Origin of the sequence: Maribellus comscasis (assembly GCF_009762775.1) — a bacterium.
In the GTDB taxonomy this organism is placed as follows: Bacteria; Bacteroidota; Bacteroidia; order Bacteroidales; family Prolixibacteraceae; genus Draconibacterium; species Draconibacterium comscasis.
Genome location: NZ_CP046401.1, coordinates 3,830,159 through 3,855,727, shown reverse-complemented (window position 1 = coordinate 3,855,727; position 25,569 = coordinate 3,830,159). Strand labels below are relative to the sequence as shown.

Here is a 25,569-nt window from a genome sequence, read left to right as displayed (position 1 = left end):
TGCTGTAAAAAAATGCTATTAAACTATATAATAACAAATGGCCTGACGTATCTTTAAGGTACAAAATGCCAGATATGGAGTTTCGTACTGTTGCGTAACTCAATGTTGAATAAGCTGAAGTCGCAGAATTAGACGCAATAAAAATAAATATGATAACCAAGAGAAACAAATTATTAAATATACTATTTGCCGTAGTATTGGCGGTGTTATTTTCGTGCTCAGAAAATCAACAACTGACCTTTTCAGTTGCTCCCGTCATAAAAAACAATCCAAATGAGTCGGTTCCGCTTACAGCGTACCTTGATTTTGAAACGCCCCAAGATTACGACAGTGTGTTTATTTCGCTCGATGAGGATGGACAAATTTCTGAATTGTGCTATCGCAAAGAGGAAAAGAAAGAAACCGGATATTTACTTATGCTGATGACGGCCAATAAAAAACTGAAAATTGATTTCAGGTTAAAAGATAAAAATGGCAAAGAGTATTATTCAAATAAAGAACTCTCCTTTAAAACACCTGCTTTACCTGCTGATGATAAATTATTTCCAAAAATTGAGATTACAAAAAACCTGAAGAAAAGTAACGATGAACTTATTTTGTTTAATCCCCGCAGACGATTGCCAATAGCCCAGGAAGGCTCAAACAGGTTCAATCAGATATTTGGAATGCTTGTTATAATTAATCAAAGCGGAGAAGTGCTTTGGTACTATCAAACCAATTCCCGGATAAGTGATTTTGACAGGTTACCAGACGGGAATATATCATATATCACACAAGATAACCGCATTGCTGTGATTGACCTGGCTGGAAACATAATCAATGAATGGTATGCTGTTAATCGCCCCCAGAAAGGAGAAACAGATGCTATTCCGGTAGAAGCGCAAACGTTTCACCACGATGTGTCTTTTCTTCCAAACGGCAACAGACTGGTTTTAAGCACAGAAGCCCGGGAGATAGACAACTATTATACAAGCGAAGCAGATAAAAATGCTCCCCGAAAGAAGCAAAAAGTGATCGGTGATGTTGTTGTTGAATTTAACCCTGAGGGTAAAGTTGTTTATTCCTGGAGCGCTTTTGATAAAATGCCTGTTTGGAGAATCGGTTATGAGACGTTTAACGATTATTGGGCCCGAAGGGGATATCCCGGTTCTGTGGATTGGAGCCATGCAAACGCTGTAATACCACTTCCCGGTGAAGATGCTTTTTTGGTGAATTTCCGACATCAAAGCGCGATGATAAAAGTAAATAAAAGTACAGGAAACATTGATTGGATATTTGCAGAACCAAGCGGGTGGAACAAAGAACTGGAAGACAAGTTACTGGAAATCCCCAAAGACGGATGGAACTGGCATCAGCACTCTCCCAGATTTACTGAGAACGGTAATCTGTTGTTTTTTAACAACAACAATTTTAAAGCCCGCCCATTTAAAGAAACTAGTCCGATTAAAGATTGCCCAAGTTATATCGTGGAATATAAAATAAACGAAAAGGATAAAACGGTGGAAAAAGTATGGAGCACCGAAAATGACGGAGAAGATTTGGTCTTCAGTATTGCCATGGGAAGAGTAAGCGAATTGCCTGAAACCGGAAATATACTGGCCTGTTACGGTGCTTTACTTGATTCAAATTATTTTGATCAAATGACATGGTGGAACCGGGGAAAATTCCGTCAGTGGACCATGGTCCGGGAATACACCCATACTGAAAAGCCAAAAGTTGTATGGGAAATGCAATTGCATCCTTTAACAAGTGATAGCAAAGTAGGATGGACTCTTTTTGGAGCAGAATGTATTGAAATAACCAACGTTAACAAAAGCAACATGTAATACACGGGGCAAGGGGTATTTCAGCCGCAGTCCGGGCAGTTCCCATAATAACTAGCGGGATTAATTGCCGGGCAGCGCCGCCCAATCCGGCAGAAGCCCTTCGCTATGAATAGAGTGAAGTCGTATATCGCGATTACTCCAATAGAAACACTGCAATAAGAGCAACTCATTTTGCCTCTCCCCGGGATGGAGAGAACCCGGTAAAAAAGAAAGAGGCCGTCTCAAAAGTAAATTGGACAGCCCCTTTTTTTAATCCCCCGCTACTTTTATACAGCCATAGCCTCTACGGATACGGTTTTCACTAATTTTGAGACAACCTGATACGGGCATGCATTGGATGCCGGCCGTCTGTCTTCCAAATAGCCTTTCCATCCGTTTTCGATTGTGGACAAGGGAATCCGGATTGATGCTCCGCGATCACTTACTCCATAAGAAAAACGGTCTATAGCCTGCGTTTCATGGAGACCTGTAAGACGCTCGTTGTTCATAGAACCGTAGTACTTAATGTGGTCTTCATGATTTTCTTTCATATTTTTCAAAATCATTTCAAAATATGCTTTCCCTCCGTTTGTTCTCATCCTTTCATTAGAAAAGTTGGTGTGTAATCCCGAACCATTCCAGTCACCTTTTATTGGTTTTGGATGAAAATCGATTTCTACATCGTATTTTTCGGCCACACGCATTAACAAATAGCGGGCTACCCATAAATCGTCTGCAGCATTTTTTGCTCCTTTCGCCAGCAACTGAAATTCCCACTGACCTATCATAACTTCGGCATTTATTCCTGTAATTTTAAGGCCACATGCCAAACACAATGCTAAATGCTCTTCAACAAAATCTCTTGCTGTAACATTTTGTTTTCCAACAGCACAATAATACTTTCCCTGGGGTTCGGGGTAACCTTCTTTGGGAAAACCAAGCGGAAGGCCGTTCTTTTTGATGACATATTCCTGTTCAAATCCAAACCAGAACTCGGTATCATCCTCGTAGTTTGCCCTGTTGTTGCTTATGTGAGGAGTTTGGTCGGGCTTAAGCACTTCACACATGACAAGATATCCGTTGTCACGTCCGGCGTCGTTATACACCTTAACCGGCTTTAGAATACAGTCAGAGAAGTTTCCTTCAGCCTGCAAAGTTGAACTGCCGTCGAACGACCAAAGAGGCAGGTTGTCAAGCAATGGTGATTCGTTTAAGTCCAGAACTTTTGTTTTACTTCTCAGGTTAGGTTCCGGTTTATAACCATCCAACCAAAGGTATTCGCATTTGTAAGTTTTCATGTTTTGAATGTTTAAAAATTAATAAATCGTTTAAATTCCAATCAGAGCACTATAAACTGACGGTGTCTTCTTCTTGTACTCCAAATGTAGCCCAGGCTCGACCTGGGTCTTTCACTTACTGTGTTTTGAATCAATGTTTTCATACTTAAATATCTTTAATTGTTTATGATGCAAAAATAGATGGTGAAGAGATGGTGCAGTAGAACAAACCCGCCGAACTCATGTCTATTTCATACAATCGAATCTTTAATTATTAATCCAATATAACTTTCCCGACATGCTTATGTAACTAATCCCTTTATTAACTGACTTCAGAAGAGATTTAGAGTTATTGAAATTATCTTTTGCGGAGTCATAAATAGTAGTTGCAGGCTATTCTTATATGAAAAAAAAGGAGCTGAGACCGGGCCTTTGACAATAAATCATACACAAAGTGTCTATTTTTTAGACACCGGTAACTTATGGCATTTTTGTAAAGTATTGATTTAAATAATGGCACAATAAAGGCACCATAGTTGGTTCGGAAGTATACTCGTAAAAGAAACAAAAAACAATCTCTTGCTTAGAAATAATAACATGGTTTGGTTTGTTAAACGAAGAATAAGATCGTTTACAAATCTTTGCTCCCCGGTGAGGCCGGGGAGTTTTTTGTTTCAATGATTATGTAATCGTTTGAATATCCGGACCAGTTATAATTCAATATACAGAAGCCTTTTTCTGAAAGGAGGAAAAAATTTATCAAACAGACCGTGCAAAACAAAAAAAAGTAGCCGGGTAATACCTGGCTACTCAACTTGCTGGTTTAGCTGGTTGAATCGTGGAATTATTGTGGCTGCTCAACTACAAAAAAGGTTTCGTTGGCGCCACCTTGTCCTAAAACGTTGCCTGGTACCTGTTCATCGGGGCTAAAATAGTAGAGCGGACTTCCCTGGGTGGTTAACTGATTTCCCAGATCATCCTCTCTGTAAATCGTATTAAAATCGTTGATGTTTAGCGTTGAGGGAACCACGATATTCCCTGAAGGATCAAAAGGAGGCCAGACTTCTGCACATCCACCGGCACAATTGCTAAAGTTTTCATCATCGTTGATGGAATGATACAAGCTCACACCCTTGTCATCAACCAAATACAACAGAGGCTCTTCACCTTCTGAAACAGCCTGACTTCCTACCAAAACAGTATAGTCTGGTTTTGCAATGTGAAATACTCCACCTCTTCCTTCACCGGAGGTTTCGCCGGGTGCTTCCAAAACCCCGTCCGCTTCAGGAGAAAAATAGTACAGCGGCCATCCTTTAAAAGTAAGTTGCTCCTGCCCGTCTTCACGGGTAATTGTATTAAAATCGGATCTGTCCAGGCTTGAACTCAATTCCAGATTGTATACATCACCAGTAAAAGGAGGCCAGGTGGTAGCACAACCTCCGTTGCAACTGCTTACTCCGCCAACATCGCCTGCAAAAAAATACAGCGACTGGTTTTTCTGATCCGTCAGAATGTTTCCGAGGTTGCCGTTAGCAACGACCTGCACACCCGTTTTGTTTTCGTTTTCTTCAATAACATCATCATCATCCTTGTCACAAGCGAAAAGAACGATTGCTGATAAAATTGCTAAGCCTAAAGAGCTAAAATAATTGCGATAATTGTTCATGATTTTAATATTAAGAGTTAATAAAAGTTTTTAGAAAAAAAGTTCTGTTCACAATTAAAGATTGTCATTTGTTTTCTAAGGACACAAAAGTATATGCAAACAGTATCACAGGATTAGCACAAATCCGCCAAATGTGATAATATTTCCGACATTTTTGTCTTTTATTATTAAACACAAATAAGATCCCTGAGACAATAGGGAAATATCAGTTTTGTTTTTGGACCAGAGTCGAAGAACTTAGTCCAAACTCTTTTTTAAAAGATTTTGAGAAATAAGAGGGATTAGCAAAACCGGTAAGGTAGGCAACTTCAGCAATGTTGTACTTGTTTTCGTGGAGTAGTTCCTTTGCGCGATGCAAACGCACGGAGGAAATTAACTGAATGGGTGATTTATTGGTAATGGCTTTTAATTTTCGCTGCAATTGGCGATCGCTGATGCCGATATCTTTACAGAGCATTTCAACACCAAAAAGCTCATCGCTCAAATGAGCGTCAATACTTTGCAATACATTTTCAATAAATGATTCATTATGCGGATGACTGTTCAATAAGCGTTTTCCGGGAGGTGTTTCCGTTCTTAAATCATCAGAAACGCTAAACAGTAAAATATCGGCTGGTGTTGGTTTAAAAATTGACTGGTGAGAGGTGATATTTAGCCCTGCCCCCGACAGTAAATACTTTACGGTTTGAGTAATTAATATTTGATTTGGTTGAGCCTGTTCAAGAATCGAATTCATCAGCTCTTCGGTCTCAGCACTTACAAAATGAAGCTCACTAACAGCAACTTCCTTAATGTGAATGGCGAGGCTTATTTTTAAGTCCATGTTTTGTAATGCATCCACCATATCAATACTACAATGAACAGCTTTGCTTGGTCCTTCAAAAATTGCAATAAAAGTATTTTGGAGGTATTGGATAATCTTCCCGCGGTATTGCGCCACCAATTGACCAACTCGTTCCTTTGGCTCTGTTTGCATATTTTCAGCTACGGGAATTTTTGCTGAAATCACTGTAAAAAGGCGTTCTTCATCATTTTTTGAGGGTTTTACATTCAAAATAAATGCTTTCATTTCTTTCAGAAGTTCATCTGTATTTCCCACCCAGAACAGATGGTCACTGCCTTCCAGTTCCAGAAATTTTGCGCCTTTAATCCGCTCGGCAATAAACCGCCCTTCTTCAATTTTAACGTCAATATCGTTTGTTCGCTGGATGATTAGGGCAGGTACATTTACCGAGCCTAAAATATCGATGATGTCTACTTCTGTATTCATTTTGGTCAGCACCATCGCTGCACTCGGACTTGCTCCAGAACGAAAATAATTGGCCAGCCAGTCCATAAATGTTTTGTCGTGGGCCTTGGAAGGGGCCAACGATTCAAGATACATGTCGCCGCCACCCCAACTGTTCTCAATCATATCATAGACCTTCTGGCGTTCTTTATCTGTTGGTGCCCATGGATATTCGGGAGCAAAACGCCTTTTTGCAAATATTCCAAAAGTAATAAGTGAAATGGTGCGATTGGGATAAGTTGCCGCAAACAACGCAGAAACAGAACCTCCTTCAGAATGACCAAACAGAATGGCTCTTTCAGACTCCACAGCATCCATTACTGCCCGGATATCATCCATTCGTTCTTCCAACGTGGAAAGCTCCACAACCCGATCGGAAAGCCCTGTTCCACGTTTGTCAAACAAAATAACCCGTGCAATTTTACCCAACTCTTTTAGGAAAAGAACCAACTCCGGACACGCCCACATCCAGTCGATATTGGAAACCCATCCCGGAATATAAACCAGATCTACTGAACCGGATCCAAAAACCTGGTAAGCAATATTAATCCGGCCGCTTTTGGTGTACTGAGTAGTGGGCTTCATTTATAGCGTAAAAAAATTGTAAGTTAAGTAGTAACATTCTTTTTGTCTGTTTAGTTCAAACTTTAAGGAAATGGGGATTTGGTTCATCTGCAAATAGTGTTATCGCTCAAATGCAGTGTGATTTTCAGGTTTTTCAATTATTTCAAACTCCGGGAAACTTGCCTGGTCTTCCTTTTTGCGTCCGTTTTATACAAAAAATAATTTCTTTGATTTGTTATTTTCTTAAACAAAAAAAGACTGCCACGAGCAGTCTTTTAAAAATTCAAACTAAATCTAACTAAACTATTCTAAATGCGTAATGTTGTTATTTGTCCCAAACTTTGTCGTTAATCATCCATGGCTCAACTACCAGACCGGCTTCCTTTTCATTTTCTTCTGAATTAACGATTACATTTTCCCACGCTGTATCATCAACCATCCAGTTTTCGAGCTCAAGATGGCTTTCTGAAACGTAATCCAATAAAAATGCCGCATCAGTTCTGTTCCAGTAAATTTCATTAATCATCCAATTTTCTACTTCCATTTTTGGTTCTGTGATGGCTTCGAGGCTTGCTGAAGATAAATCTTTGCCGTCTGCCTGTGCATTGCCTGCTATTAATAGAAAAGCAAAAAAGGCTGCGGCTGCTATCTGAGTAATTCTTGTTTTCATTGTTTTCTAATTTTCTGTTTTCTTACTTACAAATTGTTTTCGTTTAATTGTCTAATAACGACTGCAAATATGAACCGGTTTTTAGTTACATAGAACAAATATTTTGTTAAAGAGAGCGAGCTATCGGTAAGAATCAGAAAATACCGGTGAATAAAAATACCTGGCAGTATAAATTTGCCGAAAATTACCGGCCAATGGCGAAAAACGCATAATTAGCGATTACCGGCTTTCCTAATGTAAGTTTCATTTAAAAACGGAACGGTTAATTCGTTTCGTTTGACTAAGTTTGAATTCAAAATCTCATCTATCCGAAAAATGTTATGTCATATCACCTAAAAAGTATAAAGCTCGAAACGGAGAAATACCCAACCAGGGATCATTATCCTTTTAGTTTACCTTTATTTTCTGAAACCAAAGAGCTTCATTTTCCAACTGCGGTTACTCTGTTTGCAGGTGAAAATGGCTCAGGGAAATCAACTTTACTGGAAGCCATTGCAACGGCAGCCGGTATTTACATCTGGAGAACCGGAATGAATACCCGTTACAGGTATAATCGTTACGAAGTATCACTACATCGTTACCTGAAAGTACAGTGGACTAACGGTACGGTTCCCGGTTCGTTTTTTGGTGCGCAGATATTTAAGGATTTTGCATCCATACTGGAAGAATGGGCCGCAACTGACCCGGGACAACTGGAATTGTTCGGTGGAAAATCTTTAGTGACACAATCTCACGGACAGTCGTTGATGTCGTTTTTCCGAAACCGGTATAAACTAAAAGGTCTCTATCTGCTGGACGAGCCGGAGACAGCACTTTCTCCTTCCAGTCAGTTGGAATTACTTCAGCTTTTGAGTAAAAATGCAAAAGACGGACATGCCCAGTTTATTGTGGCAACACATTCTCCCATTCTGCTTGCTTGTCGGGAAGCCACCATTTACAGCTTTGATAAGATGCCGGTTTCTGCAGTAAATTATGAGAATACTGAGCATTTTAAGGTGTACCATGATTTTTTAAATAATCGTGATAAATATTTGATGGATTGACAGATTTATTTTTTGTATAAAATGTAAGTCTCAAAATCTGCAGTTTTTGGTTTGTAACGGATATTACTTGCAATTTATTTTTGAATCAAAAAATAGAGAAGGAGCCGAAAAATATCCAGAAAGGTTGTATTTTAACGCACCAGATGTAATTTTTGTGAAAACGGATATAAAAAGTTAGAAATGGCAAAAAAATCAATTATCGACAACATACGAAACAAATCAGGCTTTATCTGCGATATGGATGGAGTAATTTATCACGGGAATAAAATCCTTGATGGCGTAAAAGAGTTCGTATCCTGGTTAAAAGATGAAAATAAAAAATTTGTTTTTCTGACCAATTCCAGTGAGCGGACCATTAAAGAGTTACAGGGAAAATTATCGCGTATGGGCCTGGATGTAGGGCCTGAGCACTTTTATACCAGTGCGTTGGCAACGGCATCTTTTCTTCAGAGTCAAAATCCAAACGGCAGTGCTTATATTATAGGAGAAGCAGGGCTTATCAATGCAGTTTACAACGCCGGTTATACAAGCAATAATATCGATCCGGATTATGTGGTAATGGGAGAAGCGCGATCGTACAGCTATGAAGTGATTGAAAAAGCAGTCAACCTGGTGAATGCCGGGGCAAGGCTGGTAGGGACAAACCCGGATGTGAGCGGACCGATAGAAAATGGGATTGCGCCTGCAACCAAAGCCTTAATTTCACCCATTGAACTGGCGACCGGAAAACAAGCTTATTTTGTTGGTAAACCCAATCCTTTAATGATGCGAATTGCCCTGAAAAAGCTAGGTGTTCAACGTGAAGAGACCATCATTATAGGCGACCGGATGGATACCGATATTGTAGCGGGAATTGAAGCTGAAATTGACACTTGCCTGGTTTTATCGGGAATCTCAACCAAAAATACCGTCAACGAATTTGCTTATCGCCCGCATTACGTTTTACAGGGAGTAAACGAGATTGTAAAAGATTATAAATAGATTTATAAAGATACCTTACTTTCAGGCCTTTTCAACTGCGAATAGAATCCTTGATTTAGCTTTTTATCTGGGCTGGTAAACTAAACCTAAAGTTACTTCCTTTTCCCAAAGCACTTTCCACCCAAATTTTTCCACCCAACCTCTCCACCAGTTCTTTACAAAAGGTTAGTCCCAAACCAAAGCCTTTTTCGCCCTTTGTTCCGGCTGATGAATTCGGATTTTGCCACAGATTGTCGACTTGTTTTTCTGTCATCCCAACTCCATAATCTGCCACCGATATCGTTACATTCTCATTTGTTTGAATAGCATATATCTTAATAATCCCACCATCATGGGAGAATTTAACAGCATTCTCAACTAAATTTCTCAAAATAACTTTGAGCATGGTAATATCTGTTCTTAAAACTATTTTTTCAGACTCAAAATATTTTATTTGAATACTCTTGGAATCTGAATTTACATTTTCTAATACGTCTTCGCACAAATCGTTAAAAGAGATATTTTTATAAACAGAAACTAATTTCCCGGATTGATTTTTTGTCCACAAAAGCAAATCTTCAAGCAAATGGAATGTACTGTAAATATTTTGATTTAATAACTTCAGTTTTTCCTTGGTTTCATCCGGGTTGCTTTCATCAAAGGTCTCGATAATATGGTTTGAAAATCCGAGCAAAGAATGAAATGGACTTCTTAAATCGTGGGCCAGAACTTTTAAAAACAGATCTTTTTGAGTGTTTAACTTTTCCAATTCATTTGCATAATTCTTCAATATCGAGTCCACCCTCTTTCTTTCTTCAATATTCCGGGTAATACCCAGTATTTCTTTGGGCTGACCGTCCTCTTTCAGGATTCGAACCTCCGTTTCTACCCAAATCTGTATTCCGCTTTTATCTGGCATTTGATATTCGAATTGCATATCAGAATACTCACGCCCCGAATAAACAAGCTTTTCTATTTCTAAAAGTATTTTTTGCTGCGTTGCTTTGTAGCTTTCATTATTGTTCGGATTGGCGTCAAAAACGCCTTCCAAAGCTTCATCCAATGTATATCCAAAAAGTTTTGTTACCGAAGGACTGACATAAGTAAACCGACCGGTTTTGATGTCAATAGTCCAAATAACATCATTAAAATTTTCAATAATATGAAGGAATTTGTTTTGTCTAGTCATCCGATAAGCGTTGTTTTATTCTTCGTTGGTTTTTTCTTCAAGAATATAGTGAAAATTTTTGAAATGAGTTACATTGATGTATTTCCATATCACTTTAAATATTAATCAGCAACCGTTATCCTCACAGCAATCAGAATAAACGCTATGAATTCAAGCTCCGCAGCCGTGCACTTTGCAAGGGTTTATTGATATAAGAGACTTTAATTTGAATCATCGTCAAGAAACCATCCTTGTTTGAAAACAATAAACAGATGGTCTCTTCTATTTCACTTTTTTATGCAAGATTGTTTCTGTCCGGCAATATTTTGGCCGTCTAATTGTATGATTTATTGATTTTGTCGTTAAAACGAAGTAAATTTAATAAGAACTAAACATTTACTAAAACAATAAATCACAATGAAAAACAACAACTTATCCAGGAGGAATTTTATTTCAACAACAGCAACTGCCGCGGCGGGATTTTCTATTGTCCCGTCAAACACCATTGCCGGACTTGGACATAAGGCGCCCAGTGACAAACTGAACATTGCAGGAATCGGTATCGGTGGTATGGGAAAAGGAAATCTCAGCAGGATGGCAAATGAAAACATCGTTGCCCTGTGCGACGTAGACTGGACAACCGGAGGAAGAATTAATGTTCCCGAAGTGTTTAAAGCCTACCCAAAAGCTGCCAGGTATTACGATTGGCGTAAAATGTACGATGAAATGGGAAAATCAATCGATGCCATTATGTGTGCAACTGCAGATCATACCCATGCCATTATTACCGCCAATGCTATTGCGATGGGAAAACATGCATATACTCAAAAACCATTAACCCATAGTGTGTATGAATCAAGACTATTAACTAAACTGGCAGCAAAACATAAGGTTGCCACACAAATGGGAAACCAGGGTTCTTCTGCAGAAGGAGTTAAACTTATTTGTGAATGGATTTGGAATGGTGAAATAGGTGAAGTAAAAGAAGTGGAAGCTTACACCAATCGACCGATTTGGCCACAGGGCCTTTCAGCACCGGAAGAAAAAATGTCCGTACCGAGTGAATTGAAATGGGATTTATTTATTGGCCCGGCAGAGTACCGTCCTTATAATTCGGCCTACCATCCGTGGGTTTGGCGTGGCTGGTGGGATTTTGGGACCGGCGCACTCGGCGATATGGCCTGCCATGTAATGCACCCTGTTTTTACAGCGATGAAACTGAGATACCCCACAAAAGTGGTGGGAAGCTCAACACCTTTTACTTCCGACGGAGCTCCCAATGCAGAAATTGTTCATCTTACATTCCCGGCACGCCAAAAAACGGCCAATGTTAAAATTAACCTGCCTGAAGTAAAAGTAACCTGGTACGATGGTGGTCTTACCCCGCGTTTACCGGAAAACTGGCCGGCAGACAGAAGACAAAACTCTGGTGTTATCTTCCATGGAAGCAAAGATACATTGGTATGTGGCGAATACGGAACCGATCCAATTCTGCTTTCGGGGAGAGTTCCAAATGTTCCGCAAACAGAAAGGCGTATCGAAGGGCATGAACTGGATTGGATTCGGGCATGTAAGGAAAGCCCCGAAAACCGTATACCAACCGCATCCGATTTTAAAGATGCTGGTCCGTTTAACGAGATGGTAGTTATGGGAGTGCTGTCAACCCGGCTTCAGTCGCTCAACAAAGTCCTTCATTGGGATGGGCCAAACATGACCTTTACCAACATAAGCGACAGCGACGAGCTTAGAGTCAGCAGACGCGAAACTATTCCTGCTAAAGAATTCGCCAACAATTTAATAAAGCACAAATACCGCGATGGCTGGACTCTGCCGGATATGCCGGCGTAAGGAACAAGAAAAAGTTACAGGAGATAATAAAAAAAGCTGTAAAATATACAAATGGATATTTTACAGCTTTTACCATTAATACTCAATATTTGTTCGGATTTACCACCCGAAAGCCAAAGCATTTTATATTTTATTTACCCGGCCAGTTTCAATGCAGCAGGTTGGTACTCCGGGCGATCCCGATTGACGCGCTTTTATCAAAATCTACTTCACTTTCCGACTCTGAACCTGAACCATAAAAAAAACATGATATACGTGGCTTTTCTTTCGTTTTAAGTTTTATTACAGTTGCGGCAGTAATTCTTCCTTTTGCCCGGTCCCAATCTTCCTGCCCCAAAAGTGATACGATTTCCGCTCTCTTATTCTTCTTTGTGTACGAAACTTGGCTGCATCAAAAAAATAAAAAAGGATGCCCGGTAAGCAATACCATTCTGTTGCACACACGGATGGCATCCTTTTTTATATCTGTTATTGTTCAATACCGAATTTGTATACACAAATTGAGTAATATTCATCCCCCGGCTTCAGGATAGCAGAGGGGAAACCGGGCTTGTTTGGACTGTCAGGAAAATGCTGGGTTTCCAGACAAAGAGCAGAACGGAATTCGTATATTTTTCCTTCTTTTCCCGTAACGGTTCCATCGAGGAAATTACCGCCATAAAACTGAATACCCGGCTCGTTGGTATAAACTTCCATTGTTCTGCCTGAATTGGGTTCCAAGACTTTGGCTGCAAAAGTCAATCCGTTGTCCGCCTGATTTAAAACCCAGTTATGGTCGTAACCATTTCCAAACTTTAACTGTTCAAAATCATCTCCAACCCGTTCACTAATAGCAGTCGGTTTTCCAAAATCCATCGGAGTTCCTTCCACCGGGGCAATCTCACCAGTCGGAATCAAACCTTCATCTACCGGAGTATACGAATCAGCATTGATTTGTACAATATGTTCATTTACATCGCCGCTACCAGCCCCTTTCAAATTAAAAAATGAATGATGTGTCAGGTTCACCGGAGTTGCTTTATCGGTGGTAGCCCAATATTCAATTTTTAACTCATTTTCATTCGTTAATTTGTAAACTACCTTTACATTTAAATTGCCGGGGTAACCTTCTTCCATATCCTTTGAAAGATAATTCAGTTCCAGGGTTTGTTCATCCAACTGATTGGCATCCCAAACTACATTATTAAAACCTTTTATACCTCCATGCAATGCATTCCCGTTATTGTTTTGTTCCAGAGAATAAACAGTGCTGTCAATCGAAAAAGTTCCGCCACCAATCCGGTTTCCGTAACGGCCGATAAGCGAACCAAAATAAATTTCACTCGTTTTGAAATATTCGTCAATAGTTTCAAAACCTAAAACAATGTCACCAAAATTGCCATTTTTATCGGGAGTCCAGAGGTTTACTACTTTCCCGCCATAATTGGTAATCTGGGCCACCAAACCATTGCTGTTTTTTAAGGTGTACAAATCAACCTGTTTCCCGTCATGTTGTGTTTCAAAATTATCTTCATCGATCAGAACAGGCTGTTCCGGCTGAGGCTGTGAGCACGAAAAAAATACCAATACTGCTAAAATAAACCATGTATTTCTCATTTCAGTTCTTTTAATTATTATTGTTATGATTCTTTTATTGATTTTAAAAGTTAAAATTACATTTTATAAATCAAACCGGAAAACAAGATTTTAAAAAAAACAAACTTATGAAAATAGCGTACTTTGCAGTTTATAGAAATACAATTCTGATTGTTACATTGTTTCTGATTATCACCTGCAAGCCGACAGAAAAAACTCCAAAAACTTTTGACGTTATTATTGATACAGATTTAGGGGGCGATCCTGATGATATTCAATCGCTGTTCAGGGCAATTCACTACAGCGATATTCTAAAGATAAAAGGAATTGTAGCCACCCCTTGTAACCAGATAGAACAACATCCGTGGGACACCATTCCAAGGGTAAAACTGATTAAAAGCTGGATTCAGCGAATTGATGTGGACCATCTTCGGGAAAAAGGACATACAAATTTAATGAACGAGGCATCATTGCTTGATATTGTAAAGTTGGGAACCGAAATGCCGGGCACACCCTCTGAAAATAGCTCTTCGGAAGGCTCGGAGTGGATTATTCAGACAGCACAAAAATATTCTAAAGAGAACCCGCTGTGGATTTTGGTTTGGGGAAGTTTATCGACCACTGCCCAGGCGCTATACGACGCTCCTGAAATTGCCGGAAAAGTCAGAATTAACTGCATCGGGTCGACCAACACGCTGCACGACACAGCCAGCCGCAATTTTGTTTTTGATTTTATGGCTAAAACATATAACGATTTATGGTGGATTGAAGATGGCATTTTGCCCAGAGGAACACATGAAACTTTCAGAGGGGTTTACCAGTCGGGAAACCAGGAAGGCGAGTGGGCAGCTACCGGCTTTATCGATGCAAATATCAGGAATCATGGCTCCACACATCAGGGATTATTTGAAGAAAAATGTGGCGACGTATTTCCATCGGCAAACTGGCCCAAAAGCACATTAAAAGAGGGAGATTCTCCAACAATTTTGTATTTAGTTTCACCGGTTTTGGGAAGTATCGGAGATGTTAATGACCCAACAAAGGAGAGCTGGGGTGGTCAGTTTCGTCATTTTGATTCGCTTACTTACCCCAATTATTATATTGATTTGAATAAAACACCCGAAGAGTGCCAGCTTACCATAGGAAAATGGAGGGAAGATTTTTTACGCGACTGGAAAGAACGTTGGGATCGGTATTAAAATATTTCTTTTTTGCACTCATATTTCAAACATATCTATATATTTGCATTTATGGATACAAAACAAAAAATTGAGGTAAAAAAGCTGGAAATTGAATCTGAAGAAAAGGGATTTAAAGGCTGGATAAAATCGAAGCAGGTTCGGAAAACACTCATTGCTACAGTTATTGGTGCAATTGGTGGTTTTTTATACTTCTACTTCACCGACGGAAGAACCATGGATGCTATTCCTCCGGGAGACATTTTTCAAAATGTAATTTTTGGAGCATTCCTTGGATTTTTTGTGACCAATAGTCCGTGTGCGAGAAATAAATGTTAGGCTTGAGAAACAAAAACCGCTCCCTTTTCAGAGAACGGTCCTTTGCAAATTCAAATCAACATTAACCTTTTACCAAATCCTTAATTCCACCGATTGAACTCAGGATTCCGCTGGCTTCGTAAGGCATATAAACGGTTTTATTGTCTTCACCGCTTACCATTTCTTTAAATGTTTCCAGGTATTTCATGGCTACGAGATAATTGATTGGATCGCCATTTTTTGCAATGGCTTCAGTAACTTTCAGGATGGCTTCAGCCTCACCTTCGGCGCGTTTTACTCTTGCCATCGCGTCTCCTTCCGCCTTTAAAATTTCGGCTTGTTTTTCACCTTCAGCTTTGTTAATCTGCGATTCTTTAAAACCTTCAGCTTCCAGAATCATTGACTTTTTGGAACCTTCGGCTTCCAGTATTTTAGCCCTCCTATCGCGTTCAGCACGCATCTGTTTTTCCATCGCATCCCGGATGTCGCGCGGTGGGTTGATGTCCTGCAATTCCACACGGTTTACTTTTACGCCCCATTTGTTTGTTGCCTCATCCAAAATAATTCTCAATTTGGAATTTATGGTATCGCGCGACGATAGTGTTTCATCCAAATCCATCTCCCCAATCACATTACGTAGCGTAGTTTGTGTAAGTTTTTCAATGGCATCGGGCAGGTTCTCTATTTCATACATGGCTTTAATCGGATCCATAATCTGAAAATAGAGCAGTGCATTAATTTCAGTTCCCACGTTGTCTTTTGTAATTACATTTTGCCTTGGAAAATCGTAAACCGTTTCCCGTAAATCGATGCGATCTTTGGTTTTAAAATGTACAATTTTTCTTCCGTCAAAATCTTCGCGAACATAACGCCAGATAATTTTCCGGGGCTGGTCGATGATGGGGATAATGATATTAATCCCTGAGGTCAAAGTGCGGTGGTATTTCCCCAGTCGTTCAATAATTATGGTTTGCGATTGCTGAACAATACGGATACCAACTGCGGCAAATACAATCACAAATACGGCCAACAGAATAAGAATTAAGGTTGTTGCATTCATAATAAAAGGTTTTTAATTGATTTTTTTAACGATTAAAACAATACTGTTTAACTGAACAATTTCAACGGTGGATCCTGCGGGGATTTCATCGCTGTTGAGAGAGCGGGCCTGCCAGTTGTCGCCATCGAGCAACACGCGGCCCCGGTTGTTTTTATTGCTGATTTCTTCGGTAACCTTTGCCAGACGGCCTACCATCGCATCAACATTGGTTTTTCGATCCTCGGAATGTTTGTAAGCCACTTTTTTCATCACGGGCCGAACAAGAAAAAAACTCATTAATGTTCCGGAAGAGAAAAGGACAATCTGCCATTCCATTGACAAATCCAAACCTGCTGCCAGTGATCCGACAAGTGCGCCGATTCCGAAATTAAATAAAATAAAAGAGGGTATAAATATTTCCATAATAAAGGATATTAGAGCTATCAGTAACCAAATGTGCCAAAGTTCAAATTCCATAATTTCTGATTTTTAAAATGGATAAACCAAAGTTACTTTTGATACTCGAATCCGCTTAATTTCTGAGGGTCTTTTCATCTGAAGTGATATAAAAACAAGGACAAAACATTTCGTCAGCAATCATTCTTCTTTCAGCCATTCCCGAAATGCCGCTGCCTTTAAACGGCTTACCGAAATGCGATTTGGGAATCCGTTGCTTACATTTAAACTCACCCTGAGTTTTCCATTGTTTTCCGGTTTGATTTCTGAAATGACATTCCGGGTAACGATAAACTGTCGGTTTGCCCGGTAAAACATTTCATCGGGAAGAAATTCATTAAGGCTCTCAAGCGACTTGTCGTGGATGTATTGTTTCTCCGCTGTTGTAATTACGTATGTAATTTTATTTGCTGAATATAAAAAGGCAATATCGTCAAATCCGATGTAAAAAGTTTTATTTCCCACTTTTAAGGCTAAGCGTTCGCTCTCTTTTTTTACCGGAATTTCTACTTCGGGATCTTTCTGCGGGTGACTTTTCTCCAGAGGCTCAACAGTTATCACAATGCTGTCGATACTTATCACACGAACTTTCTCTCCGACTGAAATAATTTCACCGGAACCCGGGATACTTTTCCACTGGTCGCCGTCGATGGCCACACATCCTGTATTCTTTGCCTCGTCGATTTCTTCGATTACTTTACCTATTCTTCCCACCAAACCTCCGGCATTGGTCTTTATTACCTTTTTGCGATAGGCATAATTCATCATCAGGGGTTTTACTCCAACAAAACCCGCTACAGTTCCAATAATAAAAAGAATTATCTGAAGCGCTACAGGAGCATTAAAAACCGCCCCGAAGAAAGCAAAAATGCATCCTATACCAATGCTGGCCATCAAAAATGAGGGAATAAAAATTTCAAGAATAAAAAAGACAATGGCAGCCAAGACCCAAAGGTGCCAAACATCAAATTCCATAAGCTAAGTTCTAAGTTGATTTATTTTTTGCATAAACTTTTTTACTCGTTCGCGGTCAACATCCTTTTCCCAATATCCATCCTTTTTGAAAAATGAGCCAATAATAAAAGCATCAGCAAAATCCCAGTATTCGTGAATATTATATTGGTCGACTCCTGAACCGATAATTACAGGTAGCTTTGTGTATGTTTTTACCTTTTCCACATCGCTCACGTCTGCTTTCTCGCCCGTGGTCTTTCCTGTAACGATTAATCCGTCGCTTAAGAAAAATTCCGCAGCTTTTGCTGTCTCTTCCAACGAAACATCGCTGGTAAGCGCGTGCGAAGAATGTTTCTTTTTAATATCGGTGAGTATTTTTATCTGCTCTGCACCGATTTGTTTCCGGTAACGAAGTAATTCTCCGGCATCACTGTTTATCCATCCTTCATCAGCCATGTGCCCAAACACAAAACCTTCCGCACGGATAAAATTTAGTCCTGTTACCAGGGCCACGGCAAGTGCAGCTTTATTGGCTCCGGCCAAAATCTGAATTCCGGCAGGAAGTTGAATTTCTTTTTTTATTTCGGCAGCCACAGCTGTTATTCCGGCTACGACTTCAGGTCCCACTTCCCGGTTTAAATAAGGCCGATCATGCATATTCTCAAGCATTATTGCGTCAACTCCTTCCTCTGCCAATAAAGTTGCTTCTGCAACAGCCTTTTTCGTTATTTGGGCTATACAAAGTTTATTTTGAGGAGTTCCGGGTAGTGCTCCCACATGAATCATTCCTATAACACTCTTATTAAATTTCAACGAGTAATTTTTTGTTGGTGTCTAAAGTTAAACTGAAATGATCAAAATTCCGCATTCTGTACCATAAAAAATCATATTCATTATTTTAAAAATGAATTTGTACTTTTATGGTAAAATACGAACCTAAATCACTTTTCATGAAGAATATAACAATACCTCTTTTATTTTTTCTGACATTTTTTATATGCTCCTGCTCAACCGGAGAAAAAAGGGAAATAAACACCTTAACTGATAAAGAAAAATCGGAAGGCTGGGAATTACTTTTTGACGGGAACAGTATGAACAAATGGAAAATGTTTAATGGCGGTGAAGTTACCGGTTGGAAAATTGTTAACAGCGAAATGCACAATTCGGGTGGGGGTTCTGATCACGGAGGTGATATTATCACTAAGAAGCAGTATGAAAATTTTGAATTATTTCTGGAATGGAAAGTAGCTCCCGAAAGTAACTCAGGCGTATTTTACCATGTGCAGGAAGGAATGACTGATGCGATTTATGAATCGGGTCCGGAATACCAGTTGATAGATGATAAAGGATGGCCGGAAGAATTGAAAAATTGGCAAACTTCGGGGGCGAATTATGGTATGAATCCTCCGGAAGATGCAGAAGTAAAACCAATTGATGAATGGAATACGACCCGTATTGTGGTTAAAAACCCGCATGTAAAACATTGGTTAAATGGCAAAAAAGTAGTTGAATACGAACTGTGGAGTGACGATTGGAAGGCCAACAAAGCTGCGGGAAAATGGGCTGAAGCGCCACATTACGGAGAGGCGAAGGCCGGCCACATCGGATTACAGGATCATGGCGGGCTTACCATGTTCAGAAATATTAAAATAAGGGAATTGTAAACATTAAAATCTTTGTTTCTCCCAAAGGACTCCTCATGTTTTTAAACGGATTCATACCTCAGCGGGGAATGACAATCATAATTATTCAAAAAAACTATCTTTGTCGGAAAAATAGATAGAAGCATGGTTTTTTCTGCATTTAGGGGAATGAAACCCTTTCCGCAATTGATGTTTTCAGTTTTTGTAATTGTTGTCAGTTTTCTCGCTTTTTTTGTGTTGGCACTAATCATAGCTGTTCCGGCTTTTGGCATCGACTCAGTGTTAAATATGCCAGGTGTAAATGATTTAGGCAATCCCCAAAGCGTTGCCATTTTAAAATATTTTCAGATTGTTCAGTCGTTGGGTTTGTTTATTGTTCCTCCTATTGTTTTAGGTTGGCTTTATTTGGGGAATATATCAAAATATTTGTTTTTGAATAAATCTGTTACTTTGTCGTCGGCCTTAATTGTTTTGATTTTGATGTTTATTGCCACACCGGCAATAAATTTAACGGGTGAACTCAACACAAAGATGCAACTGCCAGACTGGCTAAGCGGGATTGAACGATGGATGAAGCAAACCGAAGAAAGCGCAGCGCAGTTAACAGAAGCCTTTTTGAATGTAAAAACGACAGCCGGACTAGTGTTTAATATTTTTATGGTTGCTTTGTTACCTGCCATTGGTGAAGAATTTCTTTTCCGGGGTGTTATTCAACGTTCTTTTACCCGAATGACAAAAAGCCACCATTGGGGTATATGGATTTCAGCCATTTTTTTTAGCGCTCTGCATATGCAGTTTTATGGCTTCCTGCCACGCTTACTTCTGGGAGCGCTTTTCGGGTATCTGCTGGTTTGGAGTGGTTCGATGTGGATTCCAATTCTGGCTCATTTTTTTAACAATGCTTTTGCAGTTATTTCTTTGTATATGATTGACAACGGGATGATGAGTCCTGAAGTTGAAACCTTTGGTTCCGGTGAACACAGCATGTACTATGCATTTATTAGTCTCGTATTCATAGGAGTTTTACTATTCTGGTTTAAAAATCAAAACAAGGGGAGCATGTTACCTTATCCGGAAAATATTGATAACTAACCACATGTGCTATTTCCACTCCTGTGAAAAAAGATTTTTCCATTCCCGATTAAACTTTAAAATTCAATCGCCAGTCTAAGCATCGCTTATTATTAAAATATATGAACCTATTTTATAGATTGCGAAGATTCGTGCCGGCAGTAGTATTGGCTTTTGCTGCTGTTGTATTCCTGTTCTTAATCATCAAATTTTGTGATGATTCCGATTTTTACGCCACAGCAGATTTTGATACAGTTGAAACCATTTATCTCGTTTGGAATGACGAAGACTCGTCGGTTATTGCAGATATTGCAGCTAAGATTTCACCTTTTGAAAGTATTACCATCTTTTCAGGCAATACCACTGATGAAGAAATAAAAATAAAATCACAAATTTCTTCGAGGGGAGGCAAGATTGAAAACCTCAATCTTATTCCAATGGCAAATAAACCCGGGAATTCATGGATTCGCGATTATTCACCTGTTTATCTGAAAAATAAAAACAGGTTAAAAATGGTAAAAACTCTTTATTGGGATCCCAGGGTTAACATTTCTGAATTTTTGGCTCAACAGGATAAGTTACCTATTGTCAGAAGCAATTTTTATTCGCTTGGTGGCACAAGAGAATTTAATGGCAAGGGAACGGGGATATTTGTATTTTCACACGAAAAGTCGGTAAACAAAGATTTAAAGGGGAGCAAAAAAGAAATTGAAAAACAATTAAAAAAACAATTTAATCTAAAGAAAATAATTTGGTTAAATAAGGGAATTCCTCAGGATGAGCTTCCTGACTATGGTCCGATTGATGACAATATATTTCCCACCGGAAGCAATCATCATATTGACGAGTTTTGCAGATTTATTTCACCCGGCAAGATTATGATAAGCTATTTGACCGACTCTGAAATCGGGAATAGTAAAATACTCGCGGAGGCACAAAAGCGGCTACAGGAAAACTACTGGATTTTAAAAAATGCCGGCGATCAGGACGGAAAACCTTTTGAAATAATTCCGATGCCCTATGCACCAATTGTTATCCGGCCATTTAATAGTTCGGCCGACACAAATGATTACAGAACAGAAGTAACCAGTTACATGAATTTTTTAATTACAAATCACACTGTAATAATACCTGGTTACCAGGATATTGACACTACACTCACAACACGCAAAAAAGAAGAATTTATAGCGCGGACGTTTCAAAAGCACTTCCCCGAAAAAGAAATTATATTTATTAATACCGGAAGTTTGAATGCCAGAGGCGGTGGAATTCATTGTATAACAGCATCTAAGCCACTGATGAAAAAGAAAACGCCCAAAAGTTTTAAACTTAAATTCAAAAGAAAAAGAAAGGCCTGAACAAATTTTCTTTTTGTCTATTATTTTTTACTACTCTTGTTTAAAAGAGCGTTTAAGCGTATTCGAATAGCAAATCAACCTGCAAATCAACCGCTCTGAGTTTTTTCTTTTCCTTTCTTCTGAAAACATAAACAATTCCATATTCCTGCGCTTGCTGGCGTTTATGTTTTGGTGAATCGGAATTTACATGTTCCTCAATTTCGTTCCACAACTTACTGATAAAATCATTGGTTGAGATTCGAACATCTTTCATCCGTTCAAACGAGCGATTACATATCTTTCTCATGTTTTGCATAAAAATGGCAATGTCTTTAAAGTCTTGTAACTTTATTTTTACCATGGCAATAGAAGGGCTGTAAATTGGGCTTCCCCCGTGTTGAATTCTTTTCTGTTCCCCGTTAATTACTTTTTCGCCCCACTCTATAATTTCTGTTTCAGTATTTAAAGGCGGAAGTTTACCATTTAGCGAATCCAGTTCGTAAAAGCCAAGCGCTTCTGTTTTAATTTCTTCACGTTCAACAGTCATATATAATGCCTGAACAAAGTGAGAAATGTACATTGTTGCTTTTTCCATCAAGGCTTTGTATTCCTTTTGCTTTTTCATTTGTTTCTGAAGGTCGGAATCATATTGCAACAGTGTACTTTCAAACGTTACTTTTACCTGTTTTAACTGCTGGTAGGTATAACTGGAGAAGGCTAATCGTTCCTTACTTGTTTTATCTGCCAGTTTAAGGGCAGACTCCATAGCCCTTATTCGGGCTTTATCTGTAGTTGGTAATCTTCTGTATGGCATAATCTTCAAATACTTTAAGCGAAGTTAACAAACAGGAGAGTATTTTTCAGCCGTTCGCAGCCCGATTTATGCACAGCCGGTTGTGAATTAAAAAAGCCTTCTCATTTCTGAAAAGGCTTTTCCTATTCTTTTTGCAACTAATATTACCTGCTTAAGCGCGATACTAAATATTCCCTGTTCAAACGTGCTATGTTTGTTATGGAAATACTTTTGGGACATTCTACCTCACAGGCGCCGGTGTTTGTACATCCGCCAAAACCAAGTTCATCCATTTTGGCAACCATATTCCGGGCACGCTTTTTAGCTTCAACCTGTCCTTGCGGCAATTTTGCCAGGTGCGAAACTTTAGCTGAAACAAACAGCATTGCAGATGAATTTTTACATGCAGCCACACAGGCACCACAACCAATACAAGCAGCTGCATCCATTGATTCTTCAGCATCTTCATATGCAACAGGAATTGTATTTGCATCAGGTACGCCTCCGGTATTTACCGAAACAAATCCACCGGCCTGTAGTATTTTTTCAAATGCAGTTCTGTCTACAATGAGATCTTTGATGACAGGAAAGGCTGCTGCACGCCATGGTTCAACAGTAATGGTTTCCCCTTCATTAAATTTGCGCATGTGTAACTGGCAAGTCGTAACTTCAGTATCCGGTCCGTGTGGACGACCATTAATGTAGAGACTACAAGTTCCGCAAATACCTTCGCGGCAGTCGTGATCGAAAGCAATTGGATCAATCCCTTTTTCAATCAGTTCATTATTTAAAATGTCCATCATTTCAAGAAAAGAAGATCCGGTAGAAATATTCTCAATTGTGTAGGTTTCGAATTTACCTTTACTGGAAGCATTCTTCTGCCGCCAGACTTTTATATTTAGTTTTTTCAGAATTTTATCAGCCATAATCTTAAAGATTTATGATTTATAAATTTTCGATTGATTATTTGTAAGAACGTTGTGTCAGTTTAACATTCTCAAATACCAAATCTTCTTTATGCAGCGTTGGTTCTTCACTTTCTCCTTTATATTCCCAGCAAGAGACGTAGGTAAATTTTTCATCGTTACGTTTTGCTTCACCTTCTTCGGTTGCTGATTCTTCGCGGAAATGGCCACCACACGATTCATTTCTGTCGAGTGCATCACGAGCCATCAGTTCTCCAATATCGAGAAAATCGGCAACACGGCCTGCTTTCTCCAATTCGGGATTAAGGTTATCCAGATCTCCCGGAACTTTAACATCTTTCCAGAAGTCTTCCCGAATTTCCTTAATCATTTCAATGGCTTTTTTCAGGCCTTCGGCGTTGCGTGCCATTCCAACATAATCCCACATAACCTGGCCTAATTTCTTATGGAAATAATCCACCGATTTAGAACCTTTAATGTTATATAGTTTTTCCAGTCTGCCGGTAACTTCTTTTTCTGCTTCTTCAAATTCAGGTGCGTCGGTATCGATTTTTGGTATCATTATTTCGTCAGCCAAATAATCGCCAATCGTATAAGGCAGAACGAAATAACCGTCCGCCAATCCCTGCATCAAAGCTGAAGCACCCAAACGGTTTGCACCGTGGTCGGAGAAGTTTGCTTCTCCAATGGAATAAAGTCCCGGAACAGAAGTCATCAGGTTATAGTCTACCCAGGTTCCGCCCATTGAATAGTGGATAGCCGGGTAAATCATCATCGGATTTTTATATGGATCTACGTCTGTAATTTTTTCATACATCTGGAAAAGATTTCCGTAGCGGGCTGCAATTACATCTTTCCCCAAACGATCGATGGCGTATTTAAAATCAAGGAACACTGCTTTTCCTTCCGCATTTACTCCAAATCCGGCATCACAACGTTCTTTAGCCGCACGTGAAGCAACATCACGCGGAACAAGATTCCCGTAAGATGGATATCTTCTTTCCAGGTAAAAATCACGATCTTCATCCGGAATATCATTCGGACCAATTTCGCCTTTCTGCAATTTTACGGCATCTTCTTTTTTCTTTGGAACCCAAACACGACCATCGTTACGCAATGATTCAGACATTAATGTCAATTTTGATTGCTGATCGCCGTGAACCGGAATACAAGTCGGGTGAATTTGCACAAAACAGGGATTCGCCATAAAAGCACCTTTTTTGTAACATTGCCATGCCGCAGAACCATTACTCCCCATTGCATTTGTCGACAAGAAGAAAACGTTTCCGTAACCGCCGGTAGCTACAACTACAGCGTGTGCTCCATATCTTTTAATTTCTCCGCTTACCAAATCGCGGGCAATAATACCACGTGCTTTTCCGTCAATTTTTACAACATCCAGCATTTCGTGGCGGCTGTACATTTCAACATTCCCTTTTGAAATTTGGCGGTTTAAAGCCTGATAAGCTCCCAGCAGCAACTGCTGTCCGGTTTGTCCGCGTGCGTAAAACGTACGACTAACCAACACACCACCAAAGGAACGGTTGGCTAACAAACCGCCGTATTCTCGACCGAACGGTACACCTTGTGCCACACACTGGTCGATAATATTAGGAGATACTTCGGCCAAACGATACACATTTGCTTCACGTGCACGATAGTCACCTCCTTTAATTGTATCATAGAATAACCGGAAAACCGAGTCGTTATCGTTCTGATAGTTTTTAGCAGCATTAATACCACCCTGTGCAGCAATCGAGTGTGCACGACGCGGGCTGTCCTGATAACAAAATGCCTTAACATTATAACCCAGTTCAGCAAGAGAGGCAGCAGCGGAAGCGCCACCAAGTCCTGTTCCAACAACAATTACTTCTAACTTGCGTTTATTCGCCGGACTTACCACCTTTATATTTGCTTTGTGCTTACTCCACTTTTCAGCCAAAGGTCCTTCCGGTATTTTTGAATTCAATATACTCATAATCAACTCCTT

Annotated in this window: 23 protein-coding genes; 9 read left to right on the top strand and 14 right to left on the bottom strand. The window is 39.6% G+C overall.

The window, feature by feature from the left end:
* Nucleotides 1–149 precede the first annotated feature (149 nt).
* On the top strand, nt 150–1,826 hold the full coding sequence (locus tag GM418_RS15255; protein WP_158867802.1) for an aryl-sulfate sulfotransferase: 1,677 nt from the start codon (nt 150–152) through the stop codon (nt 1,824–1,826).
* 266 nt (nt 1,827–2,092) lie between these two features.
* Here GM418_RS15255 and GM418_RS15250 read toward each other — a convergent pair whose 3' ends face one another.
* From GM418_RS15250 to GM418_RS15235, 4 genes are all read right to left on the bottom strand, one after another.
* Nucleotides 2,093–3,103, bottom strand: a complete 1,011-nt coding sequence (locus GM418_RS15250; RefSeq protein WP_158867800.1) for a glutamine synthetase beta-grasp domain-containing protein — start codon at nt 3,101–3,103, stop codon at nt 2,093–2,095.
* Nucleotides 3,104–3,926: 823 nt separating this feature from the next.
* The gene (locus tag GM418_RS15245) at nt 3,927–4,748 is read right to left on the bottom strand and encodes a hypothetical protein (RefSeq protein WP_158867798.1); all 822 of its coding nucleotides are present in this window, start codon (nt 4,746–4,748) and stop codon (nt 3,927–3,929) included.
* 205 nt (nt 4,749–4,953) lie between these two features.
* The gene (locus tag GM418_RS15240) at nt 4,954–6,621 is read right to left on the bottom strand and encodes an alpha/beta fold hydrolase (protein ID WP_158867796.1); all 1,668 of its coding nucleotides are present in this window, start codon (nt 6,619–6,621) and stop codon (nt 4,954–4,956) included.
* Nucleotides 6,622–6,925: 304 nt separating this feature from the next.
* Complete coding sequence (locus tag GM418_RS15235) at nt 6,926–7,270, bottom strand: hypothetical protein (protein ID WP_158867794.1); 345 nt, start codon at nt 7,268–7,270, stop codon at nt 6,926–6,928.
* A gap of 320 nt (nt 7,271–7,590) precedes the next feature.
* On the opposite strand from GM418_RS15235, the gene GM418_RS15230 reads away from it, so the two are divergent.
* Together GM418_RS15230 and GM418_RS15225 are read left to right on the top strand one after the other, a co-directional pair.
* Nucleotides 7,591–8,313, top strand: coding sequence for an AAA family ATPase (locus GM418_RS15230; RefSeq protein ID WP_158867792.1), 723 nt, complete (start codon nt 7,591–7,593; stop codon nt 8,311–8,313).
* Nucleotides 8,314–8,493: 180 nt separating this feature from the next.
* A complete protein-coding gene (locus GM418_RS15225; RefSeq protein WP_158867790.1) occupies nt 8,494–9,294 on the top strand; it encodes an HAD-IIA family hydrolase in 801 nt (266 codons plus the stop codon).
* 55 nt (nt 9,295–9,349) lie between these two features.
* On the opposite strand, the gene GM418_RS15220 is transcribed toward GM418_RS15225, so the two are convergent.
* Nucleotides 9,350–10,462 (bottom strand): PAS domain-containing sensor histidine kinase, encoded by a 1,113-nt coding sequence (locus tag GM418_RS15220; protein ID WP_158867788.1) that lies wholly within the window; start codon nt 10,460–10,462, stop codon nt 9,350–9,352.
* A 396-nt stretch (nt 10,463–10,858) separates the two neighbouring features.
* Here GM418_RS15220 and GM418_RS15215 point away from each other — a divergent pair, with 396 nt between their 5' ends.
* Nucleotides 10,859–12,289 (top strand): Gfo/Idh/MocA family protein, encoded by a 1,431-nt coding sequence (locus GM418_RS15215; RefSeq protein ID WP_158867786.1) that lies wholly within the window; start codon nt 10,859–10,861, stop codon nt 12,287–12,289.
* A gap of 148 nt (nt 12,290–12,437) precedes the next feature.
* On the opposite strand, the gene GM418_RS15210 is transcribed toward GM418_RS15215, so the two are convergent.
* Together GM418_RS15210 and GM418_RS15205 are read right to left on the bottom strand one after the other, a co-directional pair.
* Nucleotides 12,438–12,626: a hypothetical protein gene (locus GM418_RS15210; protein WP_158867784.1), complete on the bottom strand. Its 189-nt coding sequence runs from the start codon at nt 12,624–12,626 to the stop codon at nt 12,438–12,440.
* 131 nt (nt 12,627–12,757) lie between these two features.
* Nucleotides 12,758–13,885 carry an aldose epimerase family protein gene (locus GM418_RS15205; RefSeq protein ID WP_158867782.1) on the bottom strand — a complete coding sequence of 376 codons (1,128 nt, stop codon included), beginning with the start codon at nt 13,883–13,885 and terminating at the stop codon, nt 12,758–12,760.
* A gap of 107 nt (nt 13,886–13,992) precedes the next feature.
* Here GM418_RS15205 and GM418_RS15200 point away from each other — a divergent pair, with 107 nt between their 5' ends.
* Nucleotides 13,993–15,063, top strand: coding sequence for a nucleoside hydrolase-like domain-containing protein (locus GM418_RS15200; RefSeq protein WP_158867780.1), 1,071 nt, complete (start codon nt 13,993–13,995; stop codon nt 15,061–15,063).
* Nucleotides 15,064–15,114: 51 nt separating this feature from the next.
* Entirely contained in the window at nt 15,115–15,381 is a 267-nt protein-coding gene (locus tag GM418_RS15195; protein WP_158867778.1) for a hypothetical protein, read from the top strand.
* A gap of 61 nt (nt 15,382–15,442) precedes the next feature.
* Here the strand turns inward: GM418_RS15195 and GM418_RS15190 are convergent, their stop codons facing one another.
* From GM418_RS15190 to GM418_RS15175, 4 genes are all read right to left on the bottom strand, one after another.
* Nucleotides 15,443–16,420, bottom strand: coding sequence for an SPFH domain-containing protein (locus GM418_RS15190; protein ID WP_158867776.1), 978 nt, complete (start codon nt 16,418–16,420; stop codon nt 15,443–15,445).
* A 12-nt stretch (nt 16,421–16,432) separates the two neighbouring features.
* Nucleotides 16,433–16,876, bottom strand: a complete 444-nt coding sequence (locus GM418_RS15185) for an NfeD family protein (RefSeq protein ID WP_158867774.1) — start codon at nt 16,874–16,876, stop codon at nt 16,433–16,435.
* A gap of 120 nt (nt 16,877–16,996) precedes the next feature.
* On the bottom strand, nt 16,997–17,830 hold the full coding sequence (locus tag GM418_RS15180) for a LytTR family transcriptional regulator DNA-binding domain-containing protein (RefSeq protein ID WP_158867772.1): 834 nt from the start codon (nt 17,828–17,830) through the stop codon (nt 16,997–16,999).
* Between the two features lie 3 nt (nt 17,831–17,833).
* A complete protein-coding gene (locus GM418_RS15175; protein ID WP_158867770.1) occupies nt 17,834–18,622 on the bottom strand; it encodes a BtpA/SgcQ family protein in 789 nt (262 codons plus the stop codon).
* Between the two features lie 137 nt (nt 18,623–18,759).
* On the opposite strand from GM418_RS15175, the gene GM418_RS15170 reads away from it, so the two are divergent.
* The 3 genes from GM418_RS15170 (at nt 18,760) to GM418_RS15160 (ending at nt 21,881) form a co-directional block, all read left to right on the top strand.
* Nucleotides 18,760–19,473, top strand: a complete 714-nt coding sequence (locus tag GM418_RS15170) for a 3-keto-disaccharide hydrolase (protein WP_158867768.1) — start codon at nt 18,760–18,762, stop codon at nt 19,471–19,473.
* Between the two features lie 123 nt (nt 19,474–19,596).
* Nucleotides 19,597–20,544, top strand: coding sequence for a CPBP family intramembrane glutamic endopeptidase (locus tag GM418_RS15165; protein ID WP_158867766.1), 948 nt, complete (start codon nt 19,597–19,599; stop codon nt 20,542–20,544).
* Nucleotides 20,545–20,645: 101 nt separating this feature from the next.
* Nucleotides 20,646–21,881: an agmatine deiminase family protein gene (locus tag GM418_RS15160; protein WP_158867764.1), complete on the top strand. Its 1,236-nt coding sequence runs from the start codon at nt 20,646–20,648 to the stop codon at nt 21,879–21,881.
* 52 nt (nt 21,882–21,933) lie between these two features.
* On the opposite strand, the gene GM418_RS15155 is transcribed toward GM418_RS15160, so the two are convergent.
* The 3 genes from GM418_RS15155 to GM418_RS15145 all read right to left on the bottom strand — a co-directional run bounded on the left by GM418_RS15155 (nt 21,934) and on the right by GM418_RS15145 (nt 25,557).
* Nucleotides 21,934–22,674, bottom strand: a complete 741-nt coding sequence (locus GM418_RS15155) for a hypothetical protein (RefSeq protein ID WP_158867762.1) — start codon at nt 22,672–22,674, stop codon at nt 21,934–21,936.
* Nucleotides 22,675–22,817: 143 nt separating this feature from the next.
* A complete protein-coding gene (locus tag GM418_RS15150) occupies nt 22,818–23,579 on the bottom strand; it encodes a succinate dehydrogenase/fumarate reductase iron-sulfur subunit (protein ID WP_158867760.1) in 762 nt (253 codons plus the stop codon).
* Between the two features lie 37 nt (nt 23,580–23,616).
* Entirely contained in the window at nt 23,617–25,557 is a 1,941-nt protein-coding gene (locus tag GM418_RS15145) for a fumarate reductase/succinate dehydrogenase flavoprotein subunit (protein ID WP_158867758.1), read from the bottom strand.
* Nucleotides 25,558–25,569: the final 12 nt, after the last annotated feature.

Excerpts from the sequence above, each read along its gene's own strand:
- GM418_RS15255 (WP_158867802.1), top strand. The coding sequence starts at position 150 with ATGATAACCAAGAGAAACAAATTATTAAATATACTATTTGCCGTAGTA.
- GM418_RS15250 (WP_158867800.1), bottom strand. The coding sequence starts at position 3,103 with ATGAAAACTTACAAATGCGAATACCTTTGGTTGGATGGTTATAAACCG.
- GM418_RS15245 (WP_158867798.1), bottom strand. The coding sequence starts at position 4,748 with ATGAACAATTATCGCAATTATTTTAGCTCTTTAGGCTTAGCAATTTTA.
- GM418_RS15240 (WP_158867796.1), bottom strand. The coding sequence starts at position 6,621 with ATGAAGCCCACTACTCAGTACACCAAAAGCGGCCGGATTAATATTGCT.
- GM418_RS15235 (WP_158867794.1), bottom strand. The coding sequence starts at position 7,270 with ATGAAAACAAGAATTACTCAGATAGCAGCCGCAGCCTTTTTTGCTTTT.
- GM418_RS15230 (WP_158867792.1), top strand. The coding sequence starts at position 7,591 with ATGTCATATCACCTAAAAAGTATAAAGCTCGAAACGGAGAAATACCCA.
- GM418_RS15225 (WP_158867790.1), top strand. The coding sequence starts at position 8,494 with ATGGCAAAAAAATCAATTATCGACAACATACGAAACAAATCAGGCTTT.
- GM418_RS15220 (WP_158867788.1), bottom strand. The coding sequence starts at position 10,462 with ATGACTAGACAAAACAAATTCCTTCATATTATTGAAAATTTTAATGAT.
- GM418_RS15215 (WP_158867786.1), top strand. The coding sequence starts at position 10,859 with ATGAAAAACAACAACTTATCCAGGAGGAATTTTATTTCAACAACAGCA.
- GM418_RS15205 (WP_158867782.1), bottom strand. The coding sequence starts at position 13,885 with ATGAGAAATACATGGTTTATTTTAGCAGTATTGGTATTTTTTTCGTGC.
- GM418_RS15200 (WP_158867780.1), top strand. The coding sequence starts at position 13,993 with ATGAAAATAGCGTACTTTGCAGTTTATAGAAATACAATTCTGATTGTT.
- GM418_RS15195 (WP_158867778.1), top strand. The coding sequence starts at position 15,115 with ATGGATACAAAACAAAAAATTGAGGTAAAAAAGCTGGAAATTGAATCT.
- GM418_RS15190 (WP_158867776.1), bottom strand. The coding sequence starts at position 16,420 with ATGAATGCAACAACCTTAATTCTTATTCTGTTGGCCGTATTTGTGATT.
- GM418_RS15185 (WP_158867774.1), bottom strand. The coding sequence starts at position 16,876 with ATGGAATTTGAACTTTGGCACATTTGGTTACTGATAGCTCTAATATCC.
- GM418_RS15180 (WP_158867772.1), bottom strand. The coding sequence starts at position 17,830 with ATGGAATTTGATGTTTGGCACCTTTGGGTCTTGGCTGCCATTGTCTTT.
- GM418_RS15170 (WP_158867768.1), top strand. The coding sequence starts at position 18,760 with ATGAAGAATATAACAATACCTCTTTTATTTTTTCTGACATTTTTTATA.
- GM418_RS15165 (WP_158867766.1), top strand. The coding sequence starts at position 19,597 with ATGGTTTTTTCTGCATTTAGGGGAATGAAACCCTTTCCGCAATTGATG.
- GM418_RS15160 (WP_158867764.1), top strand. The coding sequence starts at position 20,646 with ATGAACCTATTTTATAGATTGCGAAGATTCGTGCCGGCAGTAGTATTG.
- GM418_RS15155 (WP_158867762.1), bottom strand. The coding sequence starts at position 22,674 with ATGCCATACAGAAGATTACCAACTACAGATAAAGCCCGAATAAGGGCT.
- GM418_RS15150 (WP_158867760.1), bottom strand. The coding sequence starts at position 23,579 with ATGGCTGATAAAATTCTGAAAAAACTAAATATAAAAGTCTGGCGGCAG.
- GM418_RS15145 (WP_158867758.1), bottom strand. The coding sequence starts at position 25,557 with ATGAGTATATTGAATTCAAAAATACCGGAAGGACCTTTGGCTGAAAAG.